15 protein-coding genes are annotated in these 20,616 nt (G+C 50.8%); 11 read left to right on the forward strand and 4 right to left on the reverse strand.

What is annotated here, in order from left to right; translation table 11 throughout:
• Window positions 1–162 precede the first annotated feature (162 nt).
• Window positions 163–372 (reverse strand): hypothetical protein, encoded by a 210-nt coding sequence (locus AC3WT9_RS19510; RefSeq protein ID WP_076112514.1) that lies wholly within the window; start codon window positions 370–372, stop codon window positions 163–165.
• Between the two features lie 311 nt (window positions 373–683).
• On the opposite strand from AC3WT9_RS19510, the gene AC3WT9_RS19515 reads away from it, so the two are divergent.
• Both AC3WT9_RS19515 and AC3WT9_RS19520 read left to right on the forward strand, forming a co-directional pair.
• Window positions 684–1,346: a YheC/YheD family protein gene (locus AC3WT9_RS19515; protein ID WP_341096077.1), complete on the forward strand. Its 663-nt coding sequence runs from the start codon at window positions 684–686 to the stop codon at window positions 1,344–1,346.
• A gap of 325 nt (window positions 1,347–1,671) precedes the next feature.
• On the forward strand, window positions 1,672–1,815 hold the full coding sequence (locus tag AC3WT9_RS19520; RefSeq protein ID WP_076112513.1) for a sporulation histidine kinase inhibitor Sda: 144 nt from the start codon (window positions 1,672–1,674) through the stop codon (window positions 1,813–1,815).
• A gap of 131 nt (window positions 1,816–1,946) precedes the next feature.
• Here AC3WT9_RS19520 and AC3WT9_RS19525 read toward each other — a convergent pair whose 3' ends face one another.
• Window positions 1,947–2,921 carry an NAD(P)/FAD-dependent oxidoreductase gene (locus AC3WT9_RS19525; RefSeq protein ID WP_445745049.1) on the reverse strand — a complete coding sequence of 325 codons (975 nt, stop codon included), beginning with the start codon at window positions 2,919–2,921 and terminating at the stop codon, window positions 1,947–1,949.
• A 328-nt stretch (window positions 2,922–3,249) separates the two neighbouring features.
• Between AC3WT9_RS19525 and AC3WT9_RS19530 the strand changes: the two genes are divergently transcribed.
• The 3 genes from AC3WT9_RS19530 (at window position 3,250) to AC3WT9_RS19540 (ending at window position 11,331) form a co-directional block, all read left to right on the forward strand.
• Window positions 3,250–4,443: an NAD(P)/FAD-dependent oxidoreductase gene (locus AC3WT9_RS19530; protein ID WP_038596116.1), complete on the forward strand. Its 1,194-nt coding sequence runs from the start codon at window positions 3,250–3,252 to the stop codon at window positions 4,441–4,443.
• 1 nt (window position 4,444) lies between these two features.
• Entirely contained in the window at window positions 4,445–4,693 is a 249-nt protein-coding gene (locus tag AC3WT9_RS19535; protein ID WP_340896714.1) for a hypothetical protein, read from the forward strand.
• 200 nt (window positions 4,694–4,893) lie between these two features.
• Window positions 4,894–11,331: a phosphodiester glycosidase family protein gene (locus AC3WT9_RS19540; protein WP_492407802.1), complete on the forward strand. Its 6,438-nt coding sequence runs from the start codon at window positions 4,894–4,896 to the stop codon at window positions 11,329–11,331.
• A gap of 122 nt (window positions 11,332–11,453) precedes the next feature.
• Here the strand turns inward: AC3WT9_RS19540 and hemQ are convergent, their stop codons facing one another.
• Window positions 11,454–12,212, reverse strand: coding sequence for a hydrogen peroxide-dependent heme synthase (gene hemQ / locus AC3WT9_RS19545; protein ID WP_038596109.1), 759 nt, complete (start codon window positions 12,210–12,212; stop codon window positions 11,454–11,456).
• Between the two features lie 257 nt (window positions 12,213–12,469).
• Between hemQ and AC3WT9_RS19550 the strand changes: the two genes are divergently transcribed.
• The 3 genes from AC3WT9_RS19550 (at window position 12,470) to dnaI (ending at window position 15,490) form a co-directional block, all read left to right on the forward strand.
• Window positions 12,470–12,766 carry a YuiB family protein gene (locus tag AC3WT9_RS19550; RefSeq protein WP_038596106.1) on the forward strand — a complete coding sequence of 99 codons (297 nt, stop codon included), beginning with the start codon at window positions 12,470–12,472 and terminating at the stop codon, window positions 12,764–12,766.
• 201 nt (window positions 12,767–12,967) lie between these two features.
• On the forward strand, window positions 12,968–14,509 hold the full coding sequence (locus AC3WT9_RS19555) for a replication initiation and membrane attachment family protein (RefSeq protein WP_038596104.1): 1,542 nt from the start codon (window positions 12,968–12,970) through the stop codon (window positions 14,507–14,509).
• Between the two features lie 24 nt (window positions 14,510–14,533).
• Window positions 14,534–15,490 carry a primosomal protein DnaI gene (gene dnaI / locus AC3WT9_RS19560; RefSeq protein ID WP_038600668.1) on the forward strand — a complete coding sequence of 319 codons (957 nt, stop codon included), beginning with the start codon at window positions 14,534–14,536 and terminating at the stop codon, window positions 15,488–15,490.
• A 266-nt stretch (window positions 15,491–15,756) separates the two neighbouring features.
• Here the strand turns inward: dnaI and AC3WT9_RS19565 are convergent, their stop codons facing one another.
• Window positions 15,757–15,915 (reverse strand): YqzM family protein, encoded by a 159-nt coding sequence (locus AC3WT9_RS19565; RefSeq protein WP_144024388.1) that lies wholly within the window; start codon window positions 15,913–15,915, stop codon window positions 15,757–15,759.
• A gap of 351 nt (window positions 15,916–16,266) precedes the next feature.
• Here AC3WT9_RS19565 and trxA point away from each other — a divergent pair, with 351 nt between their 5' ends.
• The 3 genes from trxA (at window position 16,267) to AC3WT9_RS19580 (ending at window position 20,520) form a co-directional block, all read left to right on the forward strand.
• Window positions 16,267–16,584: a thioredoxin gene (gene trxA / locus AC3WT9_RS19570; protein ID WP_038596102.1), complete on the forward strand. Its 318-nt coding sequence runs from the start codon at window positions 16,267–16,269 to the stop codon at window positions 16,582–16,584.
• A 130-nt stretch (window positions 16,585–16,714) separates the two neighbouring features.
• A complete protein-coding gene (gene uvrC, locus AC3WT9_RS19575; protein ID WP_492407803.1) occupies window positions 16,715–18,724 on the forward strand; it encodes an excinuclease ABC subunit UvrC in 2,010 nt (669 codons plus the stop codon).
• Window positions 18,725–18,921: 197 nt separating this feature from the next.
• A complete protein-coding gene (locus tag AC3WT9_RS19580) occupies window positions 18,922–20,520 on the forward strand; it encodes a sensor domain-containing diguanylate cyclase (protein ID WP_492407804.1) in 1,599 nt (532 codons plus the stop codon).
• The last annotated feature ends 96 nt before the right edge of the window (window positions 20,521–20,616 follow it).

A 20,616-nucleotide genomic window follows, 5' to 3' on the forward strand; every position in this document is an offset into this window, starting at 1 on the left:
GCAGTTGCGTTCTATGCCGGCTCGGTAAGTCTAAAGTTCAACTTATATATATAAGTAGGTTAATAGATCTCAGCGAATGAAGCTGTCCATCTGCACAAGCCATCCTCTCACTCCTTCATAGAGTATAGTATCTGCAATGAAGGAGTGAAACGATCGCCGCAATCAGGCCGGAAGGATAAACTTGAAGTTAATCATAAACACAATTAAAGCGGCGGCTCCCATAGAGAAGGCGATACAACTGGCGCCAAGCACTCTGCGGCGGTCTTTTATAAACTTGAAGCCGAGCGCGCAGACAAGGATGGTGGTACCCGCCAAGACAACAGACATGCCAATCATAGCCACCCAATACAATACCTCGAACAATTGTGCCACTAAGGATCCCTCCTCTTACCGCAATAATACAATGAATTTTAAGATTATTCCAGTCAGTCTGCAGAAGCTCTACATCGAATCATTTCTATTGAATCGTCAAAATAACCGCGCTGTTGCCGTCGAAGAAATGATTGTCGGATGATGCGGATGAATACAGCGCAGTGCGGATAAAGTCCCAGGACATACGGCCCCGGAGCCATATGCCCTTTTTTGCTGTGAACGCCTTCTTACACGGACAATCATACAGGAAGGCGGGGCCGCTCCTGAGTAATGTATAGGGTAGGCTGGGAATCGAAAGGAGCGGGATTAAAATGGCGGGAAGACAACTGGCCAGCAAATGGCTGAAGACCGAAGCGCTGCTTAGCGATGCGCGGGTTGCCGGTTACATTCCGAGAACAAGGGAATACAGTGCTGCCGGGCTGCTTAAAATGCTGAGAAGTTATGGGAATGTTGTGATTAAACCTGTCGTAGGCGGCGGGGGTTACGGGGTAATTAAAGTGTTTCTGGACGGGCGTGGGTACGGCTTCACGTATATGGACAAAACACGCGTGTACCGGGATTTCTCTTCCATGAGGCAGGCGCTTGAGCGTGTGAAGGTAAGACGGAAATATTTGATGCAGCAGGGTATCTCACTGGCCCGGATTGCCGGGCGCCCGATTGATTATCGGGTTAAGGTAGTAAAAAACGGAGCTCGTTGGGAGTTTCGTTCCATGGTTGGAAGATTAGCCCGTCCGGGGCTGTTCGTGACCAACTTGTGCAAGGGCGGAACGATGATGAGCTGCCGTGAAGGGCTGAGAAAATCGTTGCCACGCAACAGAACGGCTACCAAAAAAGCGGAGATGCGGCGACTAACCTTGGTATGTACAGAGCTGATGGAACGTCATTTTCCGGGAATAGGTGAGTTGGGCTTTGATTATGCTATAGATAATTCCGGGAAAATTTGGATTCTGGAAGTAAATACAAGACCACAATAAATAAACATTATTTTAAGAATTGACGATAGTAATAGTAATAAGATAGAATAGCGTTTAGTTATGCCACTCATGAGGTAATATGAGGTAATAAATGTTAAATATTTGAACATAACAAAAATATTTTTGCTGAATATCCTGTGATTTGTTCCTGTGCATAACTATTATCCCCATATTCCACTGCGGAGCATGGGCCTTCGCAACCCTTACTCACATATTATGCACAGGATTTCCACAGTTGGCTGTGGATAATGAGAACGCTTGTTCGAAAAATGATAGTTTGCTATGATAGATTCAGATCCAAATAAAGGAAAGGTAGGTGAACGTTATGGTTGAATTGTCGGATGAGATGTTGTTGGACTCTTATCAGAGAGCTATAGAGCTCCAATTAGAGCATGATTTCATCGCTCTTTTACTCGCTGAAATTCGCAAACGGAACTTACACTCTCCAGTACACGCGGTTTTACATTAAAGATCATAGAATATTTCTGCAGCAGCTGCTTATCTTTAACCGCAAGCGGCACTAAATAGGGTATCTTTTCAAGTTGAAGTGGAATCAACCTGAAAGGATACCCTTTTATTGTGAAAGTATTGGCAGTTGGCTTAGAGCTTAAGATTGCTGCTATGTCCCGGTGAAAGCTTGGCTTCAGGATCGATATATACCTTGGCATTGTTCACAGCGGTAGGCGCCTCGCCGAATCCTACAGCGATCAGCTTCAGCTTGCCCGGATAGGTGGTAATATCGCCGGCAGCGAAGATTCCCGGAATGCTTGTTTCCATACGCGAGTCAACAACGATGGAGTTGCTCTCAATCTTAATGCCCCACTCGGCGATAGGTCCAAGAGAAGAAACGAAGCCGAAATTGACGATTACGCTGTCGACTTCAATTTCCTGTGTCTCTTTGGTCTTAATATGGGACAAGGTGACCTTGGTAATAAATTCTTCACCATGCAGCTCTGTGATCTCCGAAGGGGTAATTACATTCACCTTGGAGGCCATGAGATTCTCTACACTGTGCTCGTGGGCGCGGAATTTATCGCGGCGGTGAATCAGGGTTACCTGCTCGGCGATCGGTTCAAGCATAAGTGCCCAGTCCACTGCAGAATCTCCGCCGCCGCTGATCAGCACCTTTTTGCCTTTAAATGCATTCAAATCGTTTACAAAATAATGCAGATTGGCTTTCTCAAAACGCTGTGCATCTGCTACCTCCAGACGACGCGGTTCAAACGCGCCTACGCCGGCGGTAATGATGACAGCCTTGCTATGGTATTCCGCTTTATCGGTAGTGACGACGAAATGGCGTTCGTCACGTTTCTCGACAGATACGACCTTTTCTTCCAAACAGATGTTAGACTGGAACAGGTCCATTTGCCGTGAAAGGTTGTCAACCAGTTCCTGTCCGGTAACTTTGGGGAATCCTGCCACATCGTAAATATATTTTTCGGGATAAAGAGCAGCGAGCTGCCCTCCCAATTGGGGCATACTTTCAATAAGGGTTACTGATGCCTGACGCATTCCGCCGTAGAAGGCAGCAAACATGCCGGCCGGACCGCCGCCTATAATCAGAAGGTCGCTCATAGGAACGCCGGATTGCTCTAGTGTCACGTAATATTACACCTCCGAGTTGATATATTCAATTTGCCATACTAGGGTACTTACTCATTATAAACATTGTGGGACCACCCTGCAAAGGCTTTAAATGACCTGAAAATTGTGACGTTTTTTTGCATGATTATATTTGATTAAAACGATACTAAGGTTTACAATGGATATGGTTATTTTAGAAATCCTTTAAGTTTAATTGGAAATTCTTCTGAATTTAAGTGTATAAATTCACAAAAGAACGCTAAATATTTTTACAAAAAATAACACATAGACAGATTTACCTGTTGGAAGGAGCCGGAACATGAGCAGTATTCCAAAAATCGTTATCCTAGGCGCGGGATATGGAGGTATTTTAACTGCCCAGCGGCTGCAAAAGGCTTTGAATTACAATGAAGCCGATGTGACGCTAGTTAACCGACATGAGTATCACTATTTCACTACCCACCTGCATATGCCTGCTGCGGGAACGGACAGCATTGAACATACACGCGTATCTATCTCCAAACTGATTGATGAATTTAAGATTGATCTCGTGAAATCTTCCGTGCAGGAAATCCGTACCCAACAGAAAAAAGTCATTCTGGAGGACGGTACGCTCTCGTATGATTATCTTGTGATTGCGCTAGGCGGCGAGCCTGAAACGTTCGGCATTCCGGGACTTGATAAATATGCGCTGACGATTCGCAGCATCAATTCGGTACGGCTGATCCGCGAGCATATCGAATATCAATTTGCCAAATACAAGAATGAGAATAATGCACAGGAGCATATTAATTTCGTTGTGGGCGGCGCGGGTTTCAGCGGCATCGAATTTGTAGCTGAGCTGGCTGACCGTATCCCTGCGCTGTGCAAAGAATATGATGTAGATCCTAGTATGGTGAATATCTACAACGTGGAAGCGGCCCCGACGGCGCTGCCGGGCTTTGCCCCTGAACTGGTTGAGCATGCGATGACGGTGCTTACGAAGAAGGGGGTAACCTTCAAGATCGGAGTAGCCATTAAGGAATGTCTGCCGAATGGCGTTATTCTCGCAACCGGCGAGGAAATCAAGGCTTCCACAATCGTCTGGACCGGCGGAATCCGCGGCAACCGGCTGATCGAAGCAGCCGGTTTTGAAGCGATGCGCGGACGTGTGAAGATAGATGAATATCTGCGCGCACCGGGACATGAGAATATCTTTATTATTGGCGACGGCTCCCTGATGATTAATCCGGAAGGACGCCCGTATCCGCCGACTGCACAAATTGCCATGCAGCAGGGCGAATGTTGCGCATTTAACCTGGTGGCGGCGATCCGCAGCCAGCAGCCGAAGAAGTTCTCCTTCAGCAACAAAGGCACCGTAGCCTCCCTTGGAAAAGGACAAGGCATTGCCGTTGTAGGCGATAAGACGTACAAAGGCTGGACCGCGGCGCAGCTGAAGAAGGTTGTGGATATGCGTTACCTGTTCATTATCGGCGGCATCCCTCTGGTGCTCAAAAAAGGAAGATTCCTTTAAGATGCGCCACTGCAGCGTGCAAGTTCGCGGACTGTTGACGCGTGAAGAGCTGGACCGCTATAACGGCCTGATTGAGGCCGGTTCCTATCTCGAGGATCAAAGCCGGTATGATCTGGCTTATCATGTCCAGAAGGAAATTGATGTGCTCATTCTCCCGGCAATCGAACGCCTGAAGGATAAGGGCCGGGCCCGCGACCGGGCAACGGCTGAATATCTGGAGAGCTTGCGGGAAGATGACGCGGACGAATAGCAACAAGCCTAATATGAAACGGAAAGCTTCCGGTGACGGGGAGTTTTCCGTTTTTTTCTGCGCACTAACAGATTCATGCCAGTGTTAACAATACACCCTATCGTATTTTATTCTCTCCTGATGTTCAGCACATAAGATGTACCCTATGAGATTGTCCGAATTTAGACATAATGCGACAACCACTGGGAGGGTATAACGAAGTGCAAAGACATCTGCGAAAGTTCAATCCGGCAATCATTTTTCTGTTGCTCTTATCTATGTTTCAGCCAGGTGCAATGGCGAATGCTGCAATTGCTGAACTGCCAGCCAGCGAATACGGCACGGTTATGGATATGCGCAAGACGGAGTTGGCACCGGGTGCGATCTATACCTGGATGGATATTAAAGATGAAAGAGGACGGCAAAAAGTACATACTGTGGAGTTCAATCCGCAGAATACAGGGCTGCAGCTGCGGGCCGGAACGAAAAACGGCAAGGTATACGGAATGCAGGGTGTAACAGGTATGGCAACGTATGCGGATGCACCGGGTAACCGTGTAATTGCAGGCATTAACGGTGATTTCTATGAAATATCCGGCTATGCCACCGGTGTTCCGAATGGCCTGTTTATGGATGAGGGGGTTATCCTGAACAGCGGAGGCTCATATGCTTTTGGGTTAAAAGCGGATGGCACCTCCATTTATGGACAGCCGGAGCTGTCAATGAGCGTGACGCTGAACGGGAAAACAACGCCGCTGAACAGTATCAACCGTTACCGGAATACGGATCAGCTTGTACTCTATACGAAGGATTATAACAGCTCAACGAAATCAACTGCTGATGGCGATGAAATCGTACTGGATATCGCTGAAGGCGAAGTCAAAAGCGGACAAACCCTGAAGCTGAAGGTATCGGAGGTCCGGACAAGCCAAGGCGATACTCCGCTTGCCCAAGGCAAGGTGGTGCTGTCCGCACATGGCGCCTCCAGGGCCGTTTTGCAAGGATTGGCACCCGGCGATGAAGTCACCGCCGCATTTGCACTGAAGGGCGAATGGAAGGATGTCGCACTGGCAATCGGCGGGCAGGGACCGCTAATCAAAGACGGGGTTGTACAAACGGGCGTAGGGCCGTCAGGAGTGCATCCGCGGACAGCCATTGGTACGAAAGCAGACGGCAGTGTGGTGCTTTTTGAAATTGACGGCCGTTCTCCCGGGTTCAGCGAAGGGGTGGAAACAGAGGAACTGGCAAGAATCCTCAAGGATCTCGGTGTCGTATACGCCATGAATCTGGATGGGGGAGGATCTTCGACCTTTGTGGCGAGAATGCCGGGGACGAATGGAGTCAAGATGCTGAATCAGGGGTCGGACGGCTTTGAACGGCAGACCGGCAACGGATTGCTGCTCGTCAACACCGCTCCTGAATTGGCCGTGGCCTCGAAGCTGGCGATCCAGCCGAATGCTGAGAGGATTTTGAAAGGTTCCAGCTTTACCTTCACTGCTGCAGGCATGGATGAAAATGGCCACCCTGCTGCGTACACGGGGGCGTTGAATTGGCAGGTTGATCCGGTTCTGGGGACTATTAATGAACAGGGTGTCTTTACTGCCGGCTCTACAGCCGGAGTAGGCAAAATTAGCGCAGGAGCCGGGAATGCGCAGGGAGAAGGCGAGATTGAAGTCGTCGAAACGCTGACGGAGCTGAAATTCCCCGATGAAATCAAGACATACACATCCGGCCAGTCCGCTCAGTTGTCGGTAAAGGCGCTGCGGGGCGGACAGACCATCCAGGCTGACAACCATAGCTTTGAGTGGCGTGTAGAAGGTGAAATTGGCACGGTGGATGAGAACGGGTGGTTTCAGGCAAGCCATGAGAACGGAAAAAATGGTAGGATTTACGTGAAATATGGCAGTGTGGAAACCTCCTTTGAAGTGAATGTCGGTTTGCCGCCAGTTATGCTGGAGAATTTTGAAGCGGGGATCGACAAATATAAGGCAGCCAGTGCGGCAGCCAACAGCGTAACGCTGGAGGAAGTGACAGATCAGGACTTTATCCGCAGCGGAGACAGGGCGCTGAAGCTGGAATATGATTTTATTGGAAAAACAGGCACCTCAGGAGCTTATGTCGCGGCAACGTCGGTAGAGAACAGGATTCAGATACCGGGTTACCCGGAGAAAATCAGTATGTGGATCTATGGAGACGGGCAGAAGCACTGGCTGCGCGGCCAGATCCGCGACGGCAACAATGCCGCGGTTCCGGTAGATTACACTGATCAGGTGAACGGTGTGAATTGGACAGGCTGGAAATATGTCGAAGTGGCGGTGCCTAAAGGTAAAACAACCCCGTTGTCGATGGATATGCCTGTCCGTTATATGGAGACCAGCAATCTGAAAAAAACAAAGGGTGCCATTTATGTGGATGATATCCGTGCCCTCTATGGCCCCTTGGAAGAAGACCAAACACCGCCGGTCATTAAAAATGAGTATCCTGGCGCTAATGAGATGGTCAAGACGGCAACGCCGGCCCTTTCGGTGAACGGAGAGGATGCCGGCTACGATCCGGTTGCGCATCCGGGAACTACTTTAATCGATGCCTCAAAAGTGCGGTTATTTATTGACGACCAGCTCGTAGAGCATGGCTTCTATCCTCCCAAGGGACAAATTACGTACAAGCCCAAGCTTCCGCTTGCGGAAGGCCGGCATAAGGTGAAGCTTGCAATCCGCGACCTCAGCGGCAATCAGACGATTAAGGAATGGTATTTCACAGTGAATCTGGGATCTCCCTTCTATAAATATGTCACGCCTGAGGTTGTATACGCCGGGAATTCGTACACTGTGGATATAACGGCGGAGAAGGCGGATAAGCTGAAGGAGGGTTCAGTTGCTTTTGCCTTTGACCCTGCGGCTGTCCGCGATCTAAAAGTAATTGCAGGCAGCAAGCTGACAGAAGGCCAGCTCGAACCGGTTATCGACGCGGCCAAGGGTACAGTGCTGCTGAAATTAAACCGAATTCATGAAGCAGGGCTTGAAGACAGCGACCTTCTGGGCCAGATTCAATATACGGTCCGCAATGATTATATCGGGCCTTATACATTGGAACAGCTTGGAGGACAGCTAAGTAAACCGCTGACCATTGAGAATACCTCCGGCTCTGTCACCTCGACAGAGGGCAGCGGAACGGCGATCAGCTTCATTGGTGCTTCACTTGTAAGTACAGTGACGGCGCAGCTTAAGCTGACCTGGAATCATTATGAGATCGCCAAAGGCCTGGCGGCTTCCTTCTCGGTAAGTGAAATGGAGGGGGGAGCGGCCTTCCAGGGAGCCGAACTGCTGATCGACGGTGTAGAAGCAGAGGAAGTATCCGGTGAGGATGGACTGCTGACCACGAAGTCCGCTACTGTAGCAGAAGGGACGTTCAAGCTGCAGGCGGTAAAAGGCAACGCCTATAGTCCGGTGATGACGTTTAAGGTAGCGCCTTATGACGGGACAGCAGCCCCGCGCAACATCAATGTGACCATGGGTGAGGATGCCGATACCAGCCGGCGTTTTGCCTGGCAGACTCAGCCGCAGACGGAGGGCAGTGTAGTTGAATTGGTCAAGCAAGCTGAGTTCACCGGCTTTGAAGACAGCAACGTGCTCAGAATTGAAGGCGCGAGCACCATCTACAACAGCAATAACGACGGAACGATGCGTGTGCATAAAGCGGAAGCGGCTAATCTTGAACCGGGAACGGCCTATGTATACCGGGTGGGGGATGGAGCGGCGAATGTAAGTGCCCAGGGTACATTTGTAACGAGCGGTGGAGACCGTGAAGCCACCAAGTTCCTCTTTATTGGAGATTCGCAGGCGGATTCGCAGGCAGGCTTCGAGCTATGGAAGAATACTGCGCAGCAGGCTTTCCAGTACATGCCGGATGCGGAAATGCTTGTGCATGCAGGAGATATGGTCGACAAGGGCTTCGAGCAGGAGCAGTGGAACTGGTGGTTCGGAGCTGCACAGGAACAGCTGCTGCACACTTCGCTTGTGCCGATTATCGGGAACCATGAAGTGATGGGCACGAACGGTGACGGGGATTATCTGGCCCAGTTCAATAACCCGCAGAACGGTGCGGCGGGTGCCCTGGGAACAAATTTTTCATTTGATATCAAAGACACCCATTTTGTGGTGATGAACACGGAGCATGGCGAGGCGGAGTATAAGGAGCAGGCCCAGTGGCTCGATCAGGATCTGTCAGCCACGGACAAGAAGTGGAAGATCATTTTCTTCCATCAGGGACCTTACGGCAGCATCTATGCCAATGAACGGGTGCAGCAGGTCTGGGTGCCGGTATTTGACAAGCATAAAGTAGATCTTGTGATGAACGGACATGATCACATCTATATGCGCTCCTATCCGATGAATGGAGGGCAGCAGGCTGCCGAAGGCGAGGGCACCCGGTATGTCATCGGCGGATCATCCGGTCCCAAATTCTATGCGCTGACCGAAAGGTTCTGGCAGGAGAAAATTTATGACGAGGACGAGCAAATCTTTACTGCGGTTGAAATAAAAAATGACGGGATTACCGTCACTGCCCGAACGGTTGACGGACAGGAGATTGATCAACTGGTCATTGCTAAAGTGGCTCCGGAATCCGTTACACTGGACCGTACGGAAGCATTGCTTGAGCCTGGACAAAGTATGCAGCTGCATGCGCAGGTGCTTCCTGCCAATGCCTCCAAGGTAAAAATCCATTGGTCTGTTGTTTCCGGGCAGCCGGAGAACACGGTAACGGTTAATACTTACGGATTAGTGACCGCCCTTAAGCCGGGGACGGCAGTCGTAAGGGCAGCCGTTGAAGGCTACCCTGCTATATATGCGGAGAGCAAGATAGACGTGGATGCTCTAGAGTCGCTCTCTCTGCAAGGCAAGCAAGTATTACAGGCGGGAGATACCGATCAGACGGTAACTGAAGCTGTGTATGCCTCCGGAAAGCGGATAGCCGTAGTTGAAGGGCTGAGTTATTCCAGCCAGAATACTGATGTGGCCACGGTTGACGATCGAGGACAGGTTCAGGCGCATGCTGTTGGTTCAACTGTGATCTCGGTAACGTACAGAGAACTGGCCGCCCAGTACAAACTTACGGTGTCAACGGACGGTGCGCCAGTGTTGATCGGTCTGAAGATTGAAGGCCCGGAAACACTGGAACAGGGAAGCAAGGGCGTTGCAGTAGTTCAAGCCGTGTACAGTGACGGCAGCCTTGTGAAGCTGGCCAAGGGGGTTCTGTTCGAAACCTCTGATTCTAAAGTGGCGGAAATTAGCGAGTCTGGGGAAATACACGCGCTAAGTGCAGGAACAGTAAAAGTCCGTGGGGAGTATAACGGGATGAGTGCAGAGTACGGGCTGGTGGTGACCGCTGCCGGACAAGAGCCGACGCCAGTACCAACGCCGATACCGACGCCGATACCGACGCCGATACCGACGCCAACACCAATGCCGAGCTCACCCCCGGCACCTGGCGCGGTGATCTCCCCTACTCCTTCTCCGACAGCTGCGGCAACGCTGGAACCCGGAGTCGTGGAGATTGCAGCTGCCCGGTTATCCGGAGAGCGGAATGCGCAAGGGGAAGTTGTAATTACGGCTGATCCAGCCTGGACGGAATTGATCCTGCCAGGGAATGCCGGTGAGTTGCTTGGCAAGGCTCCGCTTAGAGTCCAATCGGCCGCCTTGTCCGTGGTGATTCCCGCCGGAGTGCTCGCCGAATTAAGCAGCAAGGTACCCGAAGGAGCAATCCCTGGCAGCACCATCTCATTGGCTGCTGAAGCGGTTGGCAGCGATAGCGCACAGGCCTTGATCACCCGTGCAGCGCAAATGTCGGGAGCACGGCTGGAAGCGGCAAGTGAAGTGAGGGAATGGAAGCTTAGCCTTACAACGAAGCAGGGTCAGGAATATGTCTTATCGCAATTTGCACAACCGGTTACTATTGCTTATGAGGCAATTCCACAGGGGAATAAAGAGCTGCTGGGTATTTACTATATTGGAGAAGACGGGGCGCTTGTGTATGCCGGCGGTAGATGGACCGAAGGCAGGCTGAGCGCAGCCGTGAGCCATTTCAGTAAATATGCCGTTCTGCATTACGACAGAAGCTTTAGTGATTTGCCTGCAGAGCACTGGGCAACCGGTGCAGTGAAGCAGCTGTCTGCCAAACAGCTTGTGCAGGGAGTGTCTAGAGAACGGTTCGATCCGAACCGGGCGGTTACCCGCGCAGAGTTCACAGCAATGCTGGTGCGTTCACTGGGACTCAGCGGGCATACGGCTACAGGGTTTGCCGATGTGCAGCCGGACAAGTGGTACGCAGAGGCAATTTCTGCGGCGCAGCAGGCCGGAATTGTGAACGGTTTGTCGGGTTCCGTCTTTGGGCCGGAAGCTGAAATTACCCGTCAGGAAATGGCAGTTATGCTCATTCGCGCTTACGGGTATGCAGCGGAGACACAGGTGACCACAGCCTCGACTGCGGCAGTTTTTGCCGATACAGCAGACGCTCCGAAATGGGCCAAGACGGCTATTGAAGAGGCCGTGCACCTAGGTCTTTTGCAGGGTCGTGCCGCAGGACGCTTCGAGCCGAAGCAGAACGGTACACGTGCCGAAAGTGCACAAATGATTATGAATCTGCTCCAGTATATGAAATAGGCAGTAACAGAAAGCAAACACACAAACAGACCGCAGCGGTTAGGCTGCGGTCTGTTTGTGTGTTTCTATGAACCCGGCATAAAAGCCATGATATGAAATACAGTGTGCGGCTGTCCGCGGGATTACAGCTTCAGCATCTCTTCGAAGCTCTCCGGAGTCAGCAGATTGCCGACATAGAAAGGGCCGAATTCACCGTAGCGGGCACTGACTTCGTCGAAACGCATTTCGTAGACCAGCTTCTTGAATTGAAGCGCATCCTCGGCGAACAGTGTAACGCCCCATTCCCAATCATCAAAACCGACGGAGCCGGTAATAATCTGTTTTACCTTGCCGGCGTAGCCGCGTCCGATTAGGCCGTGGGAATACATAAGCTCACGGCGTTTCTCCATATCGAGCATGTACCAGTTGTCAGCAAGCTCGCGTTTCTTGTTCATCGGATAGAAGCAGATATGCTTGGCTTGCGGCAGAATCGGCTTCAGGCGGGCTGCCACATGCGGATTCAGCATGGGATCACTGCCATCCCCGGCGCTTCCGCCGGCAGCATAGTTGCTAAGTTCAACAATACTGACGTAAGAGTAGGACTTGGTCGTATATTGGGCAAAGGCGATTTTGTTGAAGGCGGTCTCAAGGCTATTCAAAGCTTCCAGGCTTTCGCGCAGAAACATCATCACGAAATCAGCCTTCTGGCCGACAATGGCGTATACAGCGGAGCTTCCTTCCTTGGCTTCTTCAACCGGGCCCCATTCCTGCATAAAAGCATGCAGCTCCTCCAGGGCAACGGCACGCTCTTCATCGTCGGCAGCCGTCCAGGCCGTCCAGTTCAGCGAGCGGAAGTCATGCAGTGCATACCAGCCTTCCAGTGTCAAAGCGGCTTCGTTCATGTTCTCACTCCTTAAAAGTAGAAATAACTTTGCTTAAAACCAGCTTCGAAAGCATACGCTTCTATGTATGATCCGATTGATCTATTTGCATTGTATCGCATGCGGGAGGCCCAGAGCAAACCCTGACACCGGCATTTGAGTTGAATGGAGCGTGAGCTGCAATAATGTTCATTGCTTCGTTACATTTTTTCTAGTAAACTTACTATTAATTAAGGCTTAGTGTGCGGTTCTTTATAGAGAGAGGGGATGGCGGTACGATGGGATTTATTCCTGTGTTGGTTCTGGCCGTTTTATTCTTTGTCATGATGTTCGGCATTGGCTTTATCCTCAATATGTTAATGAAGACCACCTGGTTTCCTGCATATCTGTTCGTGATTGTCATTCTGCCGATCGTAATTTATTCTATCTGGGATAGAAGCGCCATGACGCTCTGGGAGCATTTGTCCACCTTTCATATTGTGGATTATCTTACGGGGATTGCCGGACTTGCGGGTGCGGTGCTCAGCGGCTGGACGATCCAGAAACTGCGGCTTGGCGGCTATAAAATGTTCTGATAAAGATTACATCACACAGAAACGGCTGCACTCAGGCCGTTTTTTCTTTTTTGCCCGCTATCGCCAGCAAGTGTTCATAAGGGGACGATAATGCGGCGAAATGCGCCTTATTTGGTTCTTTTTTTACATTTCCGGCCGGGTGTTTTGTGATAGAATAGAAATCTATATGAATTCGTGTAGAAAAGGGGGAGGTATCCGCAGATGCGTATGAGCAACTTGCATCATTTCACCGAACATCATCGGTACTGCGTTTCCCGCGAATTCGGTCTAAGCAGTGTGGATGGACGTATGCTGGGTTCGGTCTATCAGCCGATGGTCGGAGCCTTTGCAATCAGCCTTTACAGGCTGTTGTTTGAACATATTCCGGCTGAAGCAATCGGCTACTCCACAGTGGAGCAGCAGCGCAGGCTGTTTATGACGCTTGGAGTTGAACCGAATGAGAAGGGCCGCAAATATTTAGTGGATCAGGCTTCCCGGCTGGAAGCGGTGGGGCTGCTTCAGACCTGCCGGATCTATGTAGGGGAAACCGAGGATTATATGTATGAATACGAGCTGCTGCCGCCGCTGTCGCCGGCTGACTTTTTTGCAACTCAGCATTTGACGCTGCTCCTGCGGGACAAGATCGGCAAATTCGCTGTGCTGTCGCTGCGCGAGCAGTTCTGGAACCGCGAGCCGGAGGAATGGAGCCGCCGGTCGATTGGCAAAGAGAATATTTCCCTGCCCTTTTATGATATCTTTCAATTGAATACCCATGTGATAGATTATGAGCTGGAGCAGGCGCTGGCCGAGGTAGCTACAGTCCGCCAGCCGGGGACGCGCGAAAGCGGCGAGCCGGCCATCGGCTACAGCGATATTATTTTGCGGTTCCCCAGGGAATCGGTCAACCGGGTTCATGTTGAGAAGCTGCGTTTTGATCATACCCAGATGGGTGTCATTAATTATGTGGCCCATAAGTATGAGCTGAGTCCCCAGGATTTAAGCCGTCTGCTGGATGAGGACGGGGTCTTTACGCCGGACGGCGAGGTCATTCTTGATACGCTGCAATACAAGGCGAGCCAGCATTTCCGCCAGGATATGAAGCGGCAGGAGAAACGGGAGATCGCTGCGGCCAAGGTAGTCTCGCTGCGCTCAGCAGCGGCTGAGGAAGGCGATGATTCCATTGCTCCGCCGGAACAGTCGGTTGAGATGGAATATTATGTGGAGGTTCCTCCGCAATTCATGTCCAAATGCGATATTCACCAATATAATATGATGCTGCGCAACGAGCCTTATACACGACTGCTGCAAACCTTTTTTCCGGGTGCGGTGCCGGGCCAGCTGATGGATATTTTTGAGAAAATAGATCTGAACTACAAACTCAGCGGTGAAGTCATCAATGTGCTGATTCACTATCTGATGACGATGGTGGCTTCGGGCGGCGATCAGCGGATGAACCGCAATTTCGTTGAGGCTATCGCCTCCAATATGCTGGTGAAGCAGGTGAACACTTATGAGAAGGCGGTGCGCTACATCCGTGACCAGTCGAAGGTCAAGGGCAAAGGTGCGGCATCCGGCTCCACCGGCGCGTCCGGGACACGCCAGCGTTCTTATGCGAAGAACGGGCGCTCCGCCAAGCCGGAAATTCCGATGGTGCTGGATGACGGCAGTGCCGGAACCGTATCGGAAGAGGAATTCGCGGCGATGATGAAGAAAGCTGCAGAGATTAAGGCCAGTAAGAAAAAGGGCGTTTCGAAGACGCCGTAAAGAAAGCGAGGTGCGGAAATGGCAATGGAGTCTATGGGCGAAGTGCTGCGTTCGATGAACAATTCCGCTCTGCGCCAGCGTTCGCGCGATCTTGAGCAGAATCTGCTGAACCATCCTTTGGTGAAGCAGCTGCAGGCTGAGCATCCGGAGCTGGAGGAGTCGCGGCTCAAGGTTCACTTGAGCCGGTTATATCAATATGTCGAGGAGAGCCGCCACTGTGCAAACTGTCCCGGCCTGGAGAAATGCCCGAACGATTTCCCCGGGCACTACAGCAAGCTTACAGTTGAGACCGTTAACGGCTCGTCGGATCTATATGAACGCAAGACAGCCTGTAATCTTAAGGTGGCACAGGATAATCAGGACAGCATCCGCAAACGGATCCGCAGCTTCTATGTAGACGAACGGGTGCTGAACGGCGGTTATGACGAGATGGATATTATGGGCAAGGACCCGCGCAGGGCCTCAGCCGTGAATAAAATATTTGATTATATTGAAAGAATCAAAGAAAACGGACTTACTTCGCAGGGGATTTACCTGCACGGCACTTTCGGAACAGGCAAAACGTTCCTGATGTGTTACCTGCTCCATGAGCTGGCGGTTGCAGGGTATAGCGGCGTAATTGTATACATGCCCGATTTTATCGAGGATCTGAAGTCGATTATGCTGGACGGCCAGAAATTGAAGGAAACCGTCGATACCCTGAAGAATTGCGATTTGCTTATTTTTGATGACATCGGTGCGGAGAACCTGAATCCGTGGGCACGCGACCATGTGCTCGGGGCAATCCTCAACTACCGGATGAACCGTAAACCTACCTTCTATACCTCAAATTATCCGCTGGACGGTCTGGAGAAGCATTTGAGCTTCACCAGCAAGGACGGCGAAGAGCTCTACAAAGGCCAGCGGCTGATGGACCGCATCGCTCCGTTTGTGGAGGTTATTCCCCTGCACGGGGAGAATCAGCGCGGAACAGGCCGATAAGGCGAAGAGCCAGCTTTATAATAAACATACAAACAGCGGCAACCTGGGACGTTAAGTCCAAGGCGCCGCTGTTTTTTTGAAAATATATGAATTAATATGTTTCACACGGTAACTTATCCTTCTATTTCCCGCTGAAACGGTACAGTCCTTAAAAAGGACGGCAAAGCCGTTTCCGCTTGGGCCCTAAACCGGATTGACGCAAACAAACCTCCAGCGTTTCCTTGTGGGAAAGGCTGGAGGTTTGCGCTGTGATAAAACCTGCCTGTCTATTCGGAGAGAATGAATTTGACGATTACCATTCCGAAGAAAACAAGCGTCATAAATCCCGTCATTCCAAAAAAACCGGCCAATAAATCACCTAAATCGTTGCGGGGCTCCTCATTGAAGTGCTCCCGCGGGTCCCGGACCTTAGCATTGACATCCATAGCTTGCTCCTCCTTGCGGTTGCATGCCTGCACTTAAATAGGTTACAGTTATACATGTGAGAGAAGTCATTGACAATTAATGCGCTTTCCTCAAGTATACGAACTCAGCGGTGAGATGTAAAGATGAGTTTCTCTTACAAAAAATAGATTTTATACAATGTAATTGTCTAAAACATTTCCCAAAAGCATTGTATATATGTTATACTGTTGATGTGTCGGTAAATGGTAATTTGGTTATCATATTACATGAAACATTTTTATCCCGCTAACATTTCGGAGTGAATTCGCTCGAACTAGCGTACGCTATAGAAGCGGATATTGCTTCGCAAAACTTAAAGGAGGAACAATATCATGGCTATCGTGAACGTGTCTGACCAATCCTTCGTCGGCGAAGTGGAAGGTCAAGGTACTGTTGTAGTAGATTTCTGGGCACCTTGGTGCGGCCCTTGCAAAATGCTTGCCCCTATTCTGGAGGAATTGTCCACCGAGCTGGGAGACAGCGTTAAAATTGCTAAATTGAATGTAGATGAGAATCCGGAAACGGCTTCCCGTTTTGGAGTAATGAGCATTCCTACGCTGATTTTCTTCAAAGACGGCCAACCTGTGGATAAAGTTGTAGGACTGAACTCCAAGGATTCCCTTAAGAATATCGTAGCTAAACATCAATAATTTCATTTGATGCTGCTGTACTTGGGCCGTTTTCGGCCCAATCGCCAAAGCGCCTCCGGTTTATCCGGAGGCGCTTTGTGTGCTAAACTTACCTTATAAGCTGCAGCCAAGTCTAGGTGGGGGAGAAATCATGGACTATAACGATAATATCCGCAATAAGCTGGCACTGCTGCCCGACCTGCCCGGGTGCTATCTGATGAAGAATGAAGAAGGCACCATCATTTATGTGGGCAAGGCCAAAGTGCTGAAGAACCGCGTCCGCTCTTATTTTACAGGCAGCCATAATGGTAAAACCCAGCGGCTTGTCGCCAATATTGTTGATTTTGAATACATTGTGACCTCCAGCAATATGGAAGCGCTCATTCTGGAGTGCAACCTGATTAAGAAGCATATGCCGCGTTACAATGTGCTTTTGAAGGACGACAAGACGTTCCCGTATTTGAAAATAACGAATGAAGCTCATCCGCGCCTTGAGGTTACGCGCCGGGTGATTAAAGATAAAGCGAAATATTTCGGGCCCTATCCGAATGCTTATGCGGCCCATCAGACAAAAAAGCTTCTGGACCGGATGTATCCGCTGCGCAAATGCGGAGTAATGCCGAAAGAGGTCTGTCTCTATTATCATATGGGCCAGTGCCTGGCACCTTGCGAGAAGGAAGTGCCCAAATCCGCCTACGAGGAAATCACGCAGAATATTGCCGCTTTTCTCGGGGGCGGCCATGAAGCGGTTAAGAAGGATTTGCAGCAAAAGATGCAGGAAGCCGCAGAGGAGCTGTACTTCGAGCGGGCCAAGGAATTGCGTGACCAGATCATCCACATTGATGCCCTGATGGAGAAGCAGAAGATCAACACTGCGGATACCAAAGACCGCGACGTCTTCGGCTATGCTGTGGATAAAGGCTGGATGTGTGTGCAGATTCTGTACATACGGCAGGGTAAAATGATTCAGCGCCATTCGTCTGCTTTTCCGTTCTACGGAGAGGCATACAGTGACTTTATGTCTTATGTGACGCAGTATTACAGCGACAATCCGGCGTTGCCGCAGGAGATCCTGCTGCCGGATAAGCTGGAGGAAAACACGGATAAACCGGCTCAGGCCACGGCTTCCGGTGACATTGGGATGACCGGTGCGGGTGCGTTCACAGCGCTTGTTGCCGAGGCGGCCTCCGCTGATGAAGCTGCGGCGGAGACTGGTCAGGTAACGGCGCAGGATATGGCAGAGGATGCAGAAGAGCGTGAAGCCGCAGCGGCCGAAGCTGCTGCAGCCGGCACCGTGGATGCGGCCGGAGGAGCGGCGGCCTTGCAGGAATGGCTGAACGTCAAGGTGCTTGTGCCGCAGCGCGGGCTCAAGAAGCAGATGGTCGGCATGGCCTGCCAGAACAGCCGTGTGGCGCTTGACGAGAAGTTCCGTCTCATTGAACGGGACGAGGAACGGACCTCTGGAGCGGCCCTCAGCCTCGGCCAGAGCCTGGGTCTGGAATCGCTCAGCCGGATAGAAGCCTTCGATAACTCGAATATTCAGGGAACCAATCCGGTGTCGGCGATGGTGGTATTCATTGACGGCAAGCCTGCCCGGAAGGAATACCGCAAATACAAGGTCCGCACGGTCCAGGGACCGGATGACTATGAAACGATGCGCGAGGTGATCCGGCGGCGTTATGAGCGGGTGCTGAAGGAAGATTTGCCGCAGCCTGATCTGATTGTGGTCGACGGCGGGAAGGGGCAGATCTCCTCGGCTATCGACATCCTGCAGAACGAGCTCGGTCTTTACATCCCCGTCTGCGGTCTGGTCAAGGATGACAAGCACAAAACCGCCCAGCTGCTGATCGGCGACTCTGCCGAGCCGGTGCCGCTGGCGCGGGACAGCCAGGAATTCTATCTGCTGCAGCGTATCCAGGATGAAGTCCACCGCTTCGCGATCACCTTCCACCGCGAGCAGCGCGGCAAGTCGATGGTCACCTCGAAGCTGGACTCCATTCCGGGCATCGGTGATAAGCGGCGGAAGCTGCTGCTGAAGCATTTCGGCTCACTCAAGAAAATTAAGGAGGCCTCGATTGAGGATTTCCGCCCCCTCTCCATTGGCGAAAAGCTGGCGGGGCAGATTCTTGAGGCGCTTAAGGACGAGGAAACGTCCGTGTAGGTGTGCCGCTTCCATTACAGCGGACTCCAGGCTGACCCCTACGGGTCGGCCTTTTTTTGAGGGTTCAGATAAGGGTTGCGTCTCGGGGAGAGCCGAGCAACGGCGGGCATTTGCGCGCCATCTTTTTATCGAATAACATCATGACTTGATGTATTATGTATTTAGTTGTTTTTTATAGAAATGAGGAGGGTTATCGTTTGTTTACAGTAAGAAGGGCCGAACTGTGTCCTAGTAAAAAAATCAGTCTCACATGGCTGCTTACGGGCCTGGTGACGCTGGTGGTTCTGCTAACCTCAAGCATTCTGCTGATTGGCTCTTACGAGTCCAAGAAACAATCTTTGATAGAGACGACACTCCAGCTGAATTACTCCAGCGCTGAACGAATGTCTAAGACGATGGATTCCTTATTCCTGTCCATGCGCAATAGCCTGAAATACAATGCTGGTGTACTCTCTGATTTTGATGCCATGGCTCCGAAACGAGTGGATAATTATTTGGAACTGATACGCAACAGCAGCAATTTCTTCAATTCCATCTCCTTAGTTGATGTCGACGGGGTGATCCGCAACGTAGTTCCTGCAAAAGTGGGAACGGCCGGCAAGCTTCTTACCTCCAAAGCCGGTCAGGAGGCTCTGGCGCTACAGAAACCATATCTCTCCTCCCCTTACCTAACCCCAAACACTAAGCGGTTAATCGTATTTATGAGTCAACCGGTTTTTAGCAGGAACGGAACATATCTCGGTATTTTGAGCGGGACGCTTTATCTGCAGGAGGACAATATCCTGTCTATGATTTATGGGAATAACAACGTGGACGAGTACGGTTCTTATTTTTATATTGTGGATTCCAAGGGGCGGCGGCTGTACCATCCAAACAAGCAGTTTATCGGGAGAGATATCAGCACCAACAAGGTTGTGCAGAAGCTCATGAAGGGAGAGCACGGAAAAGAGCGAGTAATTAATACCATCGGCATTGAGGTGCTTGCGGGGTACTCCAGTGTTCCAGCCAATGGATGGGGGATTGCGGTCGTATCGCCGATTAGTATCATCCATCAAAAGCTGATGGGCCATCTCCGGACAATTATCGCGTATTCGATCTTCCCGTTTCTTATGCTGCTGATGGGCGTTATTTTCATAGCATACAAGCTGGCCCGGCCGTTTGTGCATCTGGCAAATTTGGTGAGCAGGATAGGCAAGGAGAACATTGTAATTCCGGAGGTAAGGCCACAATGGAGCCGGGAGGCAAAGTTGCTGACCGATGCTGTATTGCTTGCTGTAACAGATATTCAGAAACAGACGGATCAGCTTACTCAGGAGGCCGCGACGGATGCGCTGACGGGCTTAATGAACCGGAGGTCGCTTAAATATCAGATGGGTCATTGGATTGACTCCGGGCTGCCGTTTTCGCTCATTGTACTGGATGTAGACAGATTCAAACTCGTAAATGATACCTATGGCCATGTTACTGGTGACGAAGTACTGAAACACGTTGCCGGAATTATAGTATCCTCGCTTCGCCCAAGTGATGTCTGCTACCGCTACGGAGGTGAAGAGTTCGTCATTCTGCTGGCTGAAACAAGACCAGAGGAAGCTTTTAATGTAGCCGAAAGAGTCCGGCTGGCCCTTGAACAAAGCGTGGCTCCCATTCCAACACGGCTTACGGTCTCTCAAGGTGTAGCGCACTATCCTTTACATGCGTCAGAGCAAGAAGCGCTGCTGGAGATGGCGGATCGGGCGCTGTATCTGGCCAAGAAAGGGGGGAGAAACAGGACTGTGATTGCTGAGCCTAACGATTGAAGATTATAGTGAAATTTACCGGTTTGCGAAGATAAGGGGAATCCGGGAATCATGCAGAAATGTTATATATTATTAAATGTTATTATAATCAGTAGG

The sequence above is a fragment of the Paenibacillus sp. EB106-06-01-XG199 genome (genome assembly GCF_058791575.1).